13 protein-coding genes and 1 pseudogene are annotated in these 14299 nt (G+C 72.8%); 6 read left to right on the top strand and 8 right to left on the bottom strand.

Translation table 11 applies throughout. The features are described 5' to 3' along the window. Nucleotides 1-51 precede the first annotated feature (51 nt). Complete coding sequence (locus tag TR49_RS46305) at nt 52-186, bottom strand: hypothetical protein (RefSeq protein WP_268874054.1); 135 nt, start codon at nt 184-186, stop codon at nt 52-54. Between the two features lie 93 nt (nt 187-279). Next, nucleotides 280-465 (bottom strand): hypothetical protein, encoded by a 186-nt coding sequence (locus TR49_RS06190; RefSeq protein WP_152627094.1) that lies wholly within the window; start codon nt 463-465, stop codon nt 280-282. 75 nt (nt 466-540) lie between these two features. Between TR49_RS06190 and TR49_RS06185 the strand changes: the two genes are divergently transcribed. The 5 genes and pseudogenes from TR49_RS06185 to TR49_RS41160 all read left to right on the top strand — a co-directional run bounded on the left by TR49_RS06185 (nt 541) and on the right by TR49_RS41160 (nt 4985). Next, the gene (locus TR49_RS06185; protein ID WP_042378116.1) at nt 541-2097 is read left to right on the top strand and encodes an esterase; all 1557 of its coding nucleotides are present in this window, start codon (nt 541-543) and stop codon (nt 2095-2097) included. A gap of 127 nt (nt 2098-2224) precedes the next feature. After that, nucleotides 2225-2566, top strand: a complete 342-nt coding sequence (locus TR49_RS06180; protein WP_052434050.1) for a hypothetical protein — start codon at nt 2225-2227, stop codon at nt 2564-2566. A 153-nt stretch (nt 2567-2719) separates the two neighbouring features. Continuing rightward, nucleotides 2720-3628, top strand: a complete 909-nt coding sequence (locus TR49_RS06175) for a YhjD/YihY/BrkB family envelope integrity protein (RefSeq protein WP_042378112.1) — start codon at nt 2720-2722, stop codon at nt 3626-3628. Nucleotides 3629-3726: 98 nt separating this feature from the next. Next, nucleotides 3727-4140: an SHOCT domain-containing protein gene (locus TR49_RS06170; protein WP_042378110.1), complete on the top strand. Its 414-nt coding sequence runs from the start codon at nt 3727-3729 to the stop codon at nt 4138-4140. A gap of 36 nt (nt 4141-4176) precedes the next feature. Next, nucleotides 4177-4985: pseudogene (locus TR49_RS41160) on the top strand (cation diffusion facilitator family transporter). 31 nt (nt 4986-5016) lie between these two features. Here the strand turns inward: TR49_RS41160 and TR49_RS06160 are convergent. The 4 genes from TR49_RS06160 to TR49_RS06145 form a co-directional block, all read right to left on the bottom strand. Beyond that, on the bottom strand, nt 5017-5586 hold the full coding sequence (locus tag TR49_RS06160) for a phosphatase PAP2 family protein (protein ID WP_042378108.1): 570 nt from the start codon (nt 5584-5586) through the stop codon (nt 5017-5019). Next, nucleotides 5583-6941 carry a diacylglycerol/lipid kinase family protein gene (locus TR49_RS06155; RefSeq protein ID WP_042378107.1) on the bottom strand — a complete coding sequence of 453 codons (1359 nt, stop codon included), beginning with the start codon at nt 6939-6941 and terminating at the stop codon, nt 5583-5585. Before TR49_RS06155 ends, TR49_RS06160 begins: the two co-directional genes overlap by 4 nt. 369 nt (nt 6942-7310) lie before the next feature. Beyond that, entirely contained in the window at nt 7311-8747 is a 1437-nt protein-coding gene (locus TR49_RS06150) for a DUF2252 domain-containing protein (protein WP_084724612.1), read from the bottom strand. After that, the gene (locus TR49_RS06145) at nt 8747-10120 is read right to left on the bottom strand and encodes a hypothetical protein (protein ID WP_169789971.1); all 1374 of its coding nucleotides are present in this window, start codon (nt 10118-10120) and stop codon (nt 8747-8749) included. Before TR49_RS06145 ends, TR49_RS06150 begins: the two co-directional genes overlap by 1 nt. 297 nt (nt 10121-10417) lie before the next feature. Here TR49_RS06145 and TR49_RS06140 point away from each other — a divergent pair, with 297 nt between their 5' ends. After that, complete coding sequence (locus tag TR49_RS06140) at nt 10418-11095, top strand: ribonuclease H family protein (RefSeq protein ID WP_042378105.1); 678 nt, start codon at nt 10418-10420, stop codon at nt 11093-11095. 47 nt (nt 11096-11142) lie between these two features. On the opposite strand, the gene TR49_RS06135 is transcribed toward TR49_RS06140, so the two are convergent. Both TR49_RS06135 and TR49_RS06130 read right to left on the bottom strand, forming a co-directional pair. After that, nucleotides 11143-12789 carry an amidohydrolase gene (locus TR49_RS06135; protein WP_042378103.1) on the bottom strand — a complete coding sequence of 549 codons (1647 nt, stop codon included), beginning with the start codon at nt 12787-12789 and terminating at the stop codon, nt 11143-11145. Beyond that, nucleotides 12786-14258, bottom strand: coding sequence for an APC family permease (locus TR49_RS06130; RefSeq protein ID WP_042378101.1), 1473 nt, complete (start codon nt 14256-14258; stop codon nt 12786-12788). The genes TR49_RS06135 and TR49_RS06130 overlap by 4 nt, the downstream gene beginning before the upstream one ends. Nucleotides 14259-14299: the final 41 nt, after the last annotated feature.

The following is a 14299-nucleotide window of genomic DNA, read 5'->3' as shown; positions in this document are numbered from 1 at the left end:
GCCGCTGATGACCAGGCCCCTGTGCACCGGCTCGTGCACGGAAGCCACGCATCACAAGATTCGCCGCAGACGGGGGTCGATCTTGCCCAGGCTGCACAGCATGATCGTCATGTCGATCATGGCGGCGAAGAGCCGGAACGACATGCGGAGGATGGAGAAGAGCAGGCCGATCATGGTTCCCCCCATGGGTACGGCGGTGTGGGTGGAGGGAATGTACGCCGTGGCCGGACCAGGGCGGGGCGGAACCGGCGGGTAGGTCGGAGCCGATGGCCCCGGGCGTCAGGCTGGCGCCTGCTCCTGCTCTGCCATGAGCTGCTCCGAGTAGGCGTTGAGCGCCACCACGTAGCGGCTGGCCGCCCCCAGATCCTGCGGCTTGACGTTGTACGACTTGATCACGCCGTCGGCCGTCACGACGTTGATCTGCGCCGTGCCCTTGTTCTTCCAGCCGGTCGCCAGCAAACCCATGGACGCGATACCTACCGTCGCCAATTTCCTTCCGGGGCTTGAATCTCCCGTAAGGGGAGTTCCTACGGTGGCCGCATGCGAAATGATCACGACATCACGGCCGCGTTCATCCTGGCCTCCGGTCCTTTCACCGGCGGCCTGTTGTGGGAGCGGGTGGGCGACCGGCTGCGCGAGGCCGGTGCGGAGGTGCACGCGGCGGACCTGACGGGGACGGGCCGGGGTGGCGCAGCCCGCCCGCGGGACGAGGAGGAGGGGGACGCGGAGGAGGGGGACGCCGACGTCGACCTCGACACGCACGTCGCCGATGTGGTCCGGCTGATCGACGGCGTCGCGGCGCCGGAGGTGGTGCTCGTCGGGCACGGGTACGCCATCCATCCCGTCCTCGGTGCGGCGCAGCAGCGGGTGGAACGGGTGGCGCGGATCGTGTACCTCGACTGCGGGCTGCCGCAGGACGGCGACGCGGCGGTCGCGAGCGTGCCGGACAACGAGGTGCGGGCGCTGCTGCGGGAGTCGCCGGACGCGATGGTGCCCGCGCCCGCGCCCGACACGTGGCGGAAGTGGGGGAACACCACCGGCCTGTCGGCGAGGGAGCTGGACCTGCTGTCCGCGCTCGCCGAGCCGCAGCCCGGCCGCACCCTCACGCAGCCGCTGCGGCTGACCGGCGCGCTGACGGGGGTGCCGACCAGCGGGATCCTGTGCACGGCGGGCGGGGTCACCCTCGCCGCCGTGCAGGGCCTGGTGTCCTCCGGGATGCCGCAGTTCCAGGCCCTGGCCGATCCGCGCGTCGGGTTGTTCGAGCTGGAGACCGGCCACTGGCCGATGCTCTCCTGCCCGGACGAGCTCGCGGCGACGCTGCTGCGCGCCGCCGCCGGGGACGGCCACCGGCTCAGCCCGGCCGTCACAAGGCCGTTCCAGGAGCGTCCGTTCCTGATGGAGGTGCCCGACGCGGCGCGGGTGCGCAACGGACGGGTCGACCTGCATCTTCCGGCGACCCCGCCGAAGGGGGCCGGGTACCCCGCCGTCTTGTTCGTGCACGGCGGCCCGCTGCCCCGGGACATGGTCCCCGCGCCGCGCGACTGGCCGCTCTACCTCGGCTACGCCCGGCTCGCGGCGAGCGAGGGCGTGGTCGGCGCGGTCGTGGCGCACCGGCTGCACACGCCGGCCGACTACCCGACGGCAGCCGCGGACGTCGCGGACGCGCTGGAGGTGCTGCGCGCCGATCCGCGGGTCGACGCGGAGCGGATCGCGGTGTGGTTCTTCTCGGGCGCGGGTCTGCTGCTGGCCGACCACCTCGCCGCTCCACCACCGTGGCTGCGCTGCGTGGCCGCGACCTATCCGGTGCTGGCGGCGCTGCCGGGCTGGACCGGCGTCGATCCGCGCTTCGCCCCCGCCGCGGTGCTGCCGGAGTCCGGCCGGCTGCCGATCGTGCTGACGCGCGCGGGCCTGGAGTCCCCGGAGATCGCCGAGACCGTCGACGCGTTCCTGGCAGCCGCACGGGACTGCGGCGCGGCGGTGGAGCTCGTCGACGTGCCGGACGGCCGTCACGGCTTCGACGTGCACGAGCCGACGGAGGGGACCCGCGCCGCTGTGCGCCGGGCGATGGCCGCGGTATGCGCGCATCTGCGCGGTTGAGGCGGATTCTCATCGCGTCTTCATACGGCGGGGCCGGTCGGCGGGTATCAGCCCTGTATCCACGACAGGCAGGACAGGGCAGGCGAGGACCATGGGACCTTATGGACCTCTTCGATTCCACGGGGGCGTGAACCACGGCTGGTTCTGGGTCTTCTCGGGGATCACGATGGTGCTCTTCTGGGTGCTGGTGGTGTTGGTGATCATCCTGATCGTCCGCGCCCTCACCAACCGCAACCGATGGCCCGGTCGCGGCGGCACCGCGCACACCGCGCAAGCACCCCCGTACGGCCCACCGCCCGGCTCCGCGCCCGGCACGGGTGCCGGCGGCTCGGCGGAACAGATCCTCGCCGAGCGGCTCGCCCGCGGGGACATCGAGGTCGACGACTACCACCGCCGCCTCGCCGCCCTCCACGAGGGCACCGTGCCGCCTCCACCGACGGCCCCACCTCCAGGGGCCCCGGAGCCGTAGACCCCGCCGTCCAAGAGGAGCCTTGGCCGCACGATCGCGTCCGGAGCGCGGTGCCCCACCGCCCGAACGGAGCAGCAGCGGGTGATCCGCGTGCCGGGCGCGGACACGATGGCAGGGACCCGTCGTTCCGCACCAGGCCGCAGGGGAGGGTCCGTGTCCGCTTCCGAGGCGCTGCGCAGGGCACGGGCGCGCGTCGGGGCGGCCGGGGCGGCGGCGCTGGAGCGGTTCGAGTCGACGCAGCAGCGGTGGCCGGTGGTCGGGGCGCTGCTCGTGCGGATCATGAACGTGGGGCTGATGGACGCGGCGACGCGGCTGGCCGCGCAGCTCTTCCTGACGACGATCCCGCTGATGTTCGCGCTCGGGGCCTTCGGCCCCGACAGCCTCCGGAAGCGGATGCTGTCCTCGTTGCGGACGACCTTCGGGCTGACCGGGGACAGCGCCCAGCAGGTGAAGGAGGTCGTTCAGGCCGGCAACGGCACGCAGAGCCTGCAGCAGACCGTCGGCGTCATCGGTCTGGTGATGGCGCTTCTCTCCGCCACCAGTTGCAGCCGCGTCCTCGCGCGGGTGTGCGCGGACGCTTGGGCGCTGCCGAAGGCGCGGAGCAGGCCTGCGGCATGGCGCTGGCTGGTCTGGATCATCTGCCTGGTGGGCTTCGTGCTGGTGCAGGGCGCGCTGCGCGGAGGATTCGGGACGGGTCTGTGGCTCGGCGTGCCGTTGACGTTCCTCGCGAGCGTGGTGCTGTGGTGGTGGACGCAGCATCTGCTACTGGTGCGCCGCGTGCCATGGTTGCCGCTGCTGCCGGGCGCGGTGCTGTGTGCGACCGCGACGAGCGCGCTGTCCCTGAGCGCGCGCGTCTACATGCCCAACGCACTCAACCGCACGCTTCACGACTACGGCTCGCTGGGGTTGGTGCTCACCCTGTTGTCCTGGCTGATCGTGCTCTCCGCCGCGATCACCTTCGGCATCACGCTCGGCGCGGTGCTCGCCCAGCACCCGCCGCTCCAGCAGCTGCTGAACGCGCCGCTGCCCGAGGAACGGACGGACGCTGCGCCGAACGGGTGACCACGTCGCCGTGCGAGCCGCTACTTGTCCTGGTATGTCTGATTTTCAGCATGCGGGACGGCGAAGGTCGCCAACCGCTCCTCCGAGGAGGGACCACCATGTCGAACTACCCGATGCTCAACGTCTTCTGGACGATGCTGGAGTTCTTCCTCCTGGTCCTGTGGTTCTTTCTGCTCTTCAAGATCCTCACGGACATCTTCCGAAGCCACGACATGGGCGGCGGGGTCAAGGCCCTGTGGATCATCTTCGTGGTCCTGCTGCCCTTCCTCGGCGTCCTCGTGTACGTCATCGTCCGGGGCCGCGGCATGAGCCAGCGCGACCTCCAGCAGGCGCAGCAGGCGGACGACGCGTTCAAGCAGTACGTCCGCGAGGCCGCCGGGACGACCGACGGAGGCACCGGGGGCGGCGGGTCGAGCCACGTGGACGAGCTGGCCAAGCTCGCCGACATGCGGCGCAGCGGCGCGCTGACGGACGAGGAGTACCAGAAGGCGAAGGACAAGCTGCTCGCCTGAACCGACGAGCCGCGCCCGAGGCGGGAGGGGAACGGGGTGGCCAACAAGGAGAGCGTCGGCACCGTGGTGGTCGCCGGCGTGGCCAACCTGGGCGTCGCCGTCGCGAAGGTGATCGCCGGGACCATCAGCGGTTCCAGCGCGATGCTCTCCGAGGCCGCCCACTCCTTCGCCGACACCATCACCGAGGGGCTCCTGTTCACCGCGCTGCGGCACGGCGACCAGCCGCCCGACGCCCGCCACCCGCTCGGCTACGGCCGCGCGGTGTACGTGTGGGCGCTGCTCGCCTCGGTGGCGACCTTCGTCTGCGGCGCGGCCTTCTCCGTCTTCGACGGCGTGCGGACGTCGTCTTCGAGGACTCGGCGGCGCTCATCGGCCTGGCCCTCGCGGCGGGCGGCCTGCTCGGCGCCCAGCTGACCGGTTCCAACGTCTGGGACGGCATCGCCTCCCTCGCGATCGGCGCGCTGCTGGCGGCGGTGGCCTTCGAACTGGGCCGCAGCAACATCTCCATGCTCGTCGGCCAGTCCCTCCCCGAAGGGATGCGGCTGCAGCTCGTGCGCGACCTGGAGGAGCTGGACGATGTGGAGGCCGTCCTGGACCTGGCGGCGGTCATGCAGGGCCCGCAGGAGGTCCTCGTCGCCGCCAAGGTCAACTTCCGCGACGCGGCCACGGCCGTGCAGATCGAGGCCCGCTGCGAGCAGGCGGAGCGCCGGCTGCGGGCCCGCTACCCGCAGATCGCGCGCGTCTACCTCGATCCGACGCCCGGGCCCGGAGACCCCTCGGTCGGCGGTCCTTTCCCCCGCAGTCCCTCGCCGGACGACACCGCCCCTGGGGACGCGCCGGCCTGACGGCCGGGCAGCGGTCATGCCGGGCAAGCGGCTACTGCGGCGCGGTCAGCCTCCGTGCCACGCCGAGGACGACCGACGCGCACGTCGTCCCCAGCAACGCCCCCGCGATCACGTCGCCCGGGTAGTGCACGCCCGTGTGGACGCGGGAGTACCCCACCGCGCACGCCAGCAGCCCCAGCGGCGCTGCGGTGACCGGCAGCACCGTCCCCACCGTCGTCGCCAACGCGAACGCCGACGCCGTGTGCCCGGACGGGAAGGACGCCGAGCTGGGCATCGGCACGTGCCGGTCGACCCGGACCTGCGCCGCCTCGCGGTCCGGGCGCGGGCGCCGGACCAGGCTCTTGCCCAGCAGGTTCGCGCTGAAGGACGCCAGCCCGACCGCCGCCGCGCCCGCCAGACCCGCCGTCCGACAGCGCCCCGGAAGGAGCGTCAGGGCGGCCGCGATCGACAGGTTGATCTTCGAGTTGTTGGCGGCGTGCGAGAGCCTGCGCAGCCCCGCGTCGAGCGCGGGCGTGTCCGTGGCCGCCACGGCGGCGTAGACCGCTCCGTCGAGAGCGGCGAGGTCGTGCAGGACGGTGTCGCGCGGCACGGTGTCGTTCACGGGCGGCTCTCCATCGGGCGACTGTTCATCGGGCGGTTGTTCCTCGACCCGAAGGCGAGGCGGGCGACGTCACGCCAGTCGAGGCGAGGGGCGTGGATCTGCTGGTTCGGGTCCGCGCCGGGACGGTCGCGCGGGACGCGGACGCGCAGTGCGCGGGCGGCGAGGGAGCAGACGACGGGTGTCGGCAGGAGCAGCGCCTCGCCGTCCACTGCGACGGGGATCTCGATTGCGTCCGCGTCGACGGTGACCTGACGTGCCGACAGCACCGTCAGGCCGGCGGCCCGGTCCCCGCGCAGGGCCAGGTCCGCGGCCTGCGCGGCGCCGTCGACGCGGATGCCGAGGACGCCCAGCACGCCACCGTCCAGACGCGGGCGTCGCCCGAGGCTGATCGGGTCGGGCGCGGCATAGGGGTTGTTGCTGACCAGCAGCGCCTGCGGCGCGTCGAGGCGCCGGTCGCCGGCGAGCGCGGTCAGGTGCGGGCCGTCAGCGCCGAGCAGCAGGTCGGGCAGCGTGTCCAGGGCGGTCGCGGCCTTCGCGTCGCGGTACTCCGGGCTCTGCACGATCTGCGCGTACGCGCCGAAGGAGACGGTGTTGACGAAGGTCCGGTCCCCCACCCGGCCGAGGTCGACCCGCAGTTCGACGCCGTCGCGCAGGGCGTCCAGACAGGTGGCGGGGTCGGTCCGGTCGAGGCCGAGGTCGAGGGCGAAGTGGTTGCGGGTCCCGGCGGAGATGACCAGGAACGGCAGGCCGTGCTCGGCGGCGACCGCGGCGACCAGGGCCTGGGTGCCGTCGCCTCCGGCGACCCCGAGCAGGTCGGCACCCTCGGCGACGGCCTGGCGCGCGATCCGGGCGACGTCCTGCGGAACGGAGGTGTCGAGCAGCACCACGCGCGCGCCGAGCTCCTCGGCCCGGCGGACCAGCTCGAACTTCTCGACCTTGCCGCCGCCCGACTTCGGGTTCATGATCAGCACGGGCCGTCGCGGCGGCGCGGTCTCCACCACGGGCATCGGCTCGGGCGGCCTGGCCGCGCGCAGCGCGGAGCGCGCGAAGGCGAGACCGACGCCCCAGAGCGCGAGTGCGAGCAGGACGATCAGCGCCACCTCCGAGACGACGGCCAGCACGAGCACCCCGACCGGCGCGGCGACGGCCACGAGCGCCCCGACCACGCGCGGCACACCGCGGTGCGCGAGCATCCACCACCCGCCGACGGCCGTGACCGCCAGGCCGACCAGCGCGCAGAACAGCACCAGCAGCCCGTGCGGACCGGCGAAACCCACGGCGACGACGGCCCCGGCCGCGCACAGCAGCGCGATCCGGGCCAGTACCCGCGGCCGGCGAGCCGCTGCGTCCGTCATCGACTCCCCCTCGTCCTCTCCGCCTTCCCGCGTCTGTCGGTGCGGTCACGGTATCCGCGACGCCCGTCGACGACACGACGGGCGTTCGACGGGAACGCGCCACTCACCCGTTCGGCGGCGACAGCGACACGGCTACCCCCGCCACGCCCTCCCAACCGGCCGGTCACGGTGCGTGCCGGCCGACTTCGGCCGGCACCAGCCGACTTCGGCCGCCGCGCGGCGGCCGGGCTGCCTTGGCGACGGAACCGTACGGGTCATCGCCAGGGCTGCCCTGCGGGGCCCGCTGCGCGAGGCACGCGCGGTCGCAGGCGACCCGATCACCCAGCCCGCCGAGTGCTGTCGACGATCCGCGCGCGCCGCGCCTGCGGCTCACACGTCGCTGACGGCCTCGACCCGGCCCTGGGCGATGGCAGCGAGCAGGGCCGCGTGGTCGACGTGGGTCTGCTCGCCGTAGCCGACGGCCCAGGAGGCGACCGCGCGGTCGAACACGTCGCTGCGACCGAGGTACTCGGCGATCTCCGCGCGCATGCCGGAGCGCGCGTGGGCGCGGGCCAGGGTGCGGCCGCAGACCTGCGCGTAGCGCAGCAGCATCCGCGCGTCGAGACGCTCGATCTCCAGCGAGCCCTTCATGTCGCGCAGCTGCCGCCAGTAGAAGAAGCGACCGGCGGGACCGGTGGCCCAGCCCAGGAAGATGTCGCTCGCCGCCTGGAGCAGCCGCTGCCCGACGACCACGCGCTGGCCCTGGTGCCGGTGCTTGCTGGGGGCGAGGTGCGCGGCCAGCACCGACTGCTCCGCCTCCTTGATCTGGAGCATCAGGGGGTCGCCGACCGTCGTCCCCGCCAGCAGTGCGACGAAGCAGCGGGTCCCGACGCTGCCCACGCCGACCACCTTCAGCGCCGCGTCGACGACGCGGAAGCGCTCCAGCAGCACCCGCAGGTCCTCCTGCATGCTCTGCAGGAAGTCCTCGAAGGTCTCCTGGACGATGCCGAGGTCGCGCATCCCGATCGACTGGATCAGCGGCGGGTCGTGCTTGATCCTCGGCTCGCCGTCGGGACCGGGTTCGGTGAGCTTCTCCAGCGCCTGGAGGCTGGTGCGGCTGCGCGCCTTGGTCAGCACCTGCTGCGCCTCCGCGCGGTTGCGTTTGCGCACCTCGCTGAGCAGGTCCTGGGTGTCCACCCGCTCGTACCAGACGTCCAGTTCGGTCCAGGTGGCAAGCTCGCGCATGTGCTCGCGGTACGCCCGGGCGGCGGCCTGGGCGGCGTCGGCGGCGTCGGTCTCGGACTGGCCGTTCTGCCGCGAAGCCACGGCGACGGACGCGGCGAGCCGCTTGACGTCCCACTCGAAGGGGCCCGGCAGCGTCTCGTCGAAGTCGTTGAGGTCGAAGAGCAGGGCGCGCTCGGGCGAGGCGTAGAAGCCGAAGTTCGACAGGTGCGCGTCCCCGCAGAGCTGCACGTTCAGCCCCGTGTTGGGCGTCGACGCGAGATCGGACGCCATGATCGCGGGGGCGCCGCGCAGGAACGCGAACTCGGTCGCCGCCATCCGGCCGTAGCGGATCGGGACGAGCTCGGGCACGCGGGTCGCGGCCTGCGCCTCCAGGATCGAGATCGGATCGGTGCGGTTCTTCGGCGGCGTCCACGGCCCCTGCGCGGAGCGGGGCACGGTCTTGCGCACCTCACGGCCGCGCGACTCCTCCGAGGCCAGCCGTGCGACCTGCGGCACGGACGTCGGCCCGGTCTGCTTCTTCGCCTTCTGCGAGCTTCCCGGTTTCCCCGGTCTCGTCAGCTTCTCCGCCTTCTCCGCAACCATCACGAACCCTCCAGACCCTCGGGCGTCGCCGACGCGGCCGGCCGCTCCTCGTCAAGGAAGCGCACCACCAGCAGCGCGACCACCACGATGACCACGATCCAGAAAACCACCCACCCGGTGGGGTAGGACCACAGCGCCAACGTCAGGCCGCCGGCCGCGAGCACGATCCACATGATCCACTTGTGGTAGCGGTGGACGAAAGGGCCGACCGGCCCCAGCTTCATGCCCGCGTTGTCCAGCGCGCCGCGCGTCGCGTCGACGCCGGCGTCGACCACGCCGCGGATGCGCGCGGCTCTGCGGCCGTGGCCGGTGAGCCAGAAGCCGAGGCCGACGGCGATACCGAGCACCACGACCGAGCGGACGGCCGTTCGCAGGAACAGCACCAACTGATCGTAGATCGCCTTGGCCGCGTCCTGGTTGACGTCAGCGGGGAGTTTGTCGAGGTAGATCGCCCGGAACACGGTCAGGCCGATGCCGAGCACGAGGGCCCCGGCCGCGATCCCGAACGACGCGGCGACGGCGGCCCGTCGCCACCGTCGGGCCAGCCAGACACCCACGGCGGCGAGCACCACGCCGATGACGCCGAGCCAGTTGCCGACGATCTGCAGGAGCCGGAAACCGGTCTTGGCCTTGCCGATGTTCTGGTTGTCGACGACGGTGAAGTCGGTGTGGATCTCCGGGATCTTCGCGGCGATGGTCATGCCGTTGCTGACCAGCCGCTGCTTGACCTGGTCGATCACCGGGGCGAGGTCGATCACCACGGAGTTCTGCGTCAGCTGCACAGCACCCCCGCCCTGGCCGGTCAGGGCCTTCACCATGGTCTGGTGGATGCGGCGGTTGGCGTCCACCCAGAAGCCCTGGAACCAGGAGCTGGAGACGACGTTCAGCGTCTGCTTCTGGACGAAGCTGGTGATCGCGTTGTCGATCGGCCCGCTGAGCTTGCCGAGCGCCGCGTCCAGCTTCGGCCGGTCCGCCGGCGCGACCTGCTGGAGCAGGCTGTTCACGTCGATGTGCTGGGAGACCGCCTGGGAGGTGCGGTTCGCGATGGCCTGCTGGACGCTGGGGTTCGCGGTGAGCGGCCCGACCATGGCGACGTAGCGGTTGGTGTCGCCGATGACGCTGGACGCCCAGGACGCGACGATCGCGAGCGGCGCGATGATGCAGGCGACCGTGATCAGCACGGCGGAGAGGGCGGACTTCCAGCGCTGCTTGGGCGCTTGCAGCTCCGCCACCTGGGCCTGGAGCCGCCGCAGCTCCGCGTCCTCCTGCCTGCGCGCCCCGGCCGGCGTGCCGGGCTGCGCGGGCGTACCAGGCTGCTGGGGGGTGGCGGGCTGTGTGCCGGACTGGTCCGGCGTGCCAGGCTGCCCTGGCATGCCCTGGCCCCCCGGCGTTGCGGGTTGCTCCGGCGTGCCAGGTTGGTCCGGCGTGCCCGACTGCTCCGGCATGCCCTGGCGCCCCGGCGTTCCGGGTTGCTCCGGCGTGCCAGGCTGGTCCGGCGTGCCCGGCTCATCCGACATGCCTGCGTCGTCCGACATGCCTGCCCCTTCCGACCGAACCGGCGCCCGACTGTGTACAGGCCGGTTCGACCAGTGAACGGCAGCCGAACGGCGCTCGCGATCCGGAACCCGCCGTTCGGCGGAAGCACTCGCGGGACCTGGGATGATCGATGCATGGTCGACCGCATCATCGCCGCCTGTGACGGCGCCGCCACAGGCAATCCCGGCCCCGCAGGCTGGGCCTACGTCATCGCCGACTCCTCCGGCGCCCCGCAACGCTGGCGCGCCGGCGCGCTCGGGCACAGCACCAACAACGTGGGTGAGCTGACCGCACTGGAGCAGTTGCTGGAGGCCACGGACCCCTCGGTGCCGCTGGAGGTCCGCCTCGACTCCACGTACACGCGGGACGCGGTCACCAAGTGGCTCGCCAACTGGAAGCGCAACGGCTGGCGCACGGCGGGCGGGAAGCCCGTCGCCAACCAGGAGCTGATCCAGCACATCGACGCGCTGCTCGCCGACCGGGACGTCTCCTTCGTCTACGTCGCCGCGCACCAGGTCGACGGCGACCCGCTGAACGCGATCGCGGACAAGGCCGCCAGCGACGCCGCCCGCCACCAGCAGGACGCCTCCGGCACCTCGGCCGACCTCCCCGTCCCCGACCCGGTGTCGCCTGCGGGCCGCGCCAAGGTCTCCAAGCCGGCGCGTTCCGGCAGCGGCACCGGTGGCGGCACGGGCCGCACCCTCGCGGCGCGCTACCCGGGCACGTGCCCGTGCTCCCGCCCGTACGCGAAGGGCGACAAGATCACCAAGGTCGGCGCCAGCTGGGGCCACCCGGAGTGCGCCTCCGCCTGATCCGCTGGGGGGCGCGCGGCTCTGCCCCGCGCCCCCTGGGTGTCGCCTCAGCGGCGCCGGACGATCTCGCCGCCCACGGTGGAGAGGTCGACGACCGTGTCGAGGATCTCGCGGGGGTCGGCGACCGCGAAGAGGTCGCGGGAGAGCAGGACCAGGTCCGCCTGCTTGCCGGGGGTGATCGAGCCCAGGCGCTCGTCCAGGTGGTTGGCCCAGGCACTGCCCATCGTGTAGCCGTGGATCGCCGTCGCGAGGTCGACGGTCTCCTCGGGCATCCATGCGGGGCCGCCCGAGGGGGCCTGGCGGGTCACCGCGGTGTAGAGGCCGACCATGGGGTCCATCTCGGCCACGTTCCAGTCGCTGGAGAAGGCGAGCCGCGCGCCGGACGCGTGCAGTGTCCGCATCGGCCAGGCCTTGGTCCAGCGCTCCTTGCCGACGGCCTCCGCCCAGTCCTGGCCGGGGCCGGCGATGTCGGGGGCGCAGTGGCGGGGCTGCATGCAGGCGACGACGTCGAGCTCCGCGAAGCGGGAGACGTCGGCCGGGTCGAGGCACTCGACGTGGACGACCTGGTGGCGGGCGTCCCGGGAGCCGTTGACCGCGCGGGCGTGGTCGAAGGCGTCCAGGACGGTGCGAATGCCGCGGTCGCCGGTGGCGTGGACGAAGAGCTGGAAGCCCGCAGCGTCCAGCGCGGCGACGGTCGTCGCGAACTCCGCCGGCGGGTAGAAGGTCTCGCCGCGGTGGTGGGCGTGGCCCGCGTACGGCTCCAACAGGGCGGCGGTGTGCGGCTCGACGACGTCGTCGATGTACAGCTTCAGCGGGCCCACCCGCATCCGGTCGCCGTCGTGACGGCCCGCGGCCCGTGCGAACTCGGCGAGTCCGGCCTCGGTGGTGCCGCGCGGGTGGAAGAGCGCGGCGACGAGTCGGGAGCGCAGTCGTCCCTCCGCGATCGCGCGCTCGAACAACTCCAGGTCGTCGAGGGAGTTCTGCGGCTCGACGACCGTCGTGATGCCGTAGCGGGCCGCCATGTCCAGGCTGCCGCACAGGCGTCGGTACTGGCGGTCCGGGTGCGCCCACGGGACGCCCGCCGCGCGCAGCGCGCGGTGGCCGTCGCGGGAGAGGCCCCGGACGGCGAAGTCCGTGAGGAATCCTGTCGGTTGGCCGGTCTCCGGGTCCTTCTGCACGGTGCCGTAGGCGGTCTGCTCGGTGTCCGCGTCGATGCCGAGGCTGCGCAGCGCGGCGGTGTTGAGCCAGGCGGTGTGCACGTCGTAGCTGAGGACGAGAGCCGGCCGGTCGCCGGTGAAGGCGTCGAGGTCGGCCGCGGTCGGCATGCGGCCGTCGGGGATCGCGGAATAGTCGAAGGCCTCGGCCTCGACCCACTCGGCGTCGGGGTGCTGCGCGAGCCACCCGGAGATCCGGGCGCCGATCTCCTCCAGGCTGCGGGCGCCCGCGAGTTGGACGCAGGCGGCGTCGGAGCCGAGGCGGACGTGGTTGTGCGCGTCGATGAAGCCGGGCAGCAGCAGGCGGCCGCGGGCGTCGACGACCTCGGTGTGCGGGCCGAGCCAGGCGGTCCAGCCGTCCTCGGCGCCGACCCAGGCGATCTCGCCGTCGCGGACGGCGACGGCCTCGGCGCGTGGGAGGGCGGGGTCGACGGTGTGGACGTGGGCGTTGTGGATGACCAGGTCGGCGGGGCGGTTCACGGGTTCTCCGAGCGTGCGGTGCTTGCGGTGACGGCTGCGGTGGTGGTGTCGGCGGCGGCATGGGGCCCGGCGGTGGACGGCCCGTCCGGGCGCTCGTCGGCCGGGAGGCTGAGCTGCCAGTGGGTGGCGGCACGCGGGCGCAGGTAGCAGAGCCAGTACACCGCGCCCGCGGCCAGAACGATGCCGGTGACGATCAGGTCGTGCGCGGTCTGCTGCGTCAGCACGTAGGCCAGCGAGGCCACGGTGACCACGGGCGCGACCGGCCACAGCGGCATCCGCCAGGCGCGGGTGGCGCGGTGACGGCGGGTCCGCGCGGTGAGCGCGGCAATCCCGAGCAGCAGGTAGATGACCGCGACGACGACACCGGTGAAGCCCAGCAGCGCGTTGATGTCGACGGCGAGGGCGAGCACGACGCCCGGCAGGCCGATGCCGAGGGTGGCGATCCAGGGCGAGCCCCACCGCGGGTGGATCCGGCCGAGCGCGCGGTTGACCGGGTCGGGCCAGGTGCGGTCGCGGGCGGAGGCGAACAGCACCCGGCCGTTCTGCAGCACCATGACGATGACGGCGTTGAGGATGGCGGCGGCGACGCAGAGGCTGACGAAGGTGCCGACCCCGGTGCCCGCCCAGGAGTCGACGATGGCGATCAGGTCCCCCGCGGCCAGCTGGTCGGGCGAACTGACGCCCAGACAGATCGCGGTGACCGGAACGGTGATGACGACGACGCCGGCCAGCAGTGACCACAGCACGGTCCGGGCGACGGAGCGGCGCGGCTCGATCAGGTCCTCGGAGAGGTAGATCGCGGTGCCGAAGCCGTTGTAGGTGAAGAGCGCGACGGCGAGGCCGGAGACCAGCAGGGCGGCGGTCAGTGGTGAGGTGTGACCGTGGCCGTCCGGGACGCCGGCGTGCAGCAGGCTGGAGAGCGGCTGCCTGGCGTGGGCGAAGCCGAGCACGCTGACGAGCCCCGCCGCGAGCAGCTCGATGCCGAGGAAGATCCCGGTGATCAGTGCGTTGGACTTGATGTCGAGCACCCCGACGCAGACCGCGATCAGCATCACGACCGCGCCGGCGTAGCGGGCGTCGACGTGGACGATCGATCCGATGTAGTCGGCGGTGCCCAGGGCGATGATCGGTGGGATGACGACGAGCGAGACGATCGAGATGACGAAGACCAGCCAGCCGGTCATCCGGCCGAGCAGCTGACCGACGATCGAGTACTCGCCGCCCGCGCTGGGCACCAGCGTGCCGAGCTCCGCGTAGCACAGGCCCACGCCGAGGGAGAGGGCGGCGGCGATGAGGAGTGCCTGGACGGTGCCGCTGCCGAGGGTCATCAGCAGCGGCGGCACGACGATGAACAGCGACGAGGCGGGGGTGACGCAGGAGAGCGTCAGCATGACCGCGCCGAGGACGCCGAGCGATCTTGGCAGCTCGGCGGCCTCGACGGGCAACGGAGCGGGGGTGGGGGACGACATCCGTATCGGCTCTCTGCTGGACGCGGACGGGGTGGTCCGGC

This window comes from Streptacidiphilus melanogenes, from assembly GCF_000787835.1.
In the GTDB taxonomy this organism is placed as follows: domain Bacteria; phylum Actinomycetota; class Actinomycetes; order Streptomycetales; family Streptomycetaceae; genus Streptacidiphilus; species Streptacidiphilus melanogenes.
The sequence above is the reverse complement of the archived record's forward strand: the minus strand, read 5'-3'. Positions and strand labels throughout refer to the sequence as shown.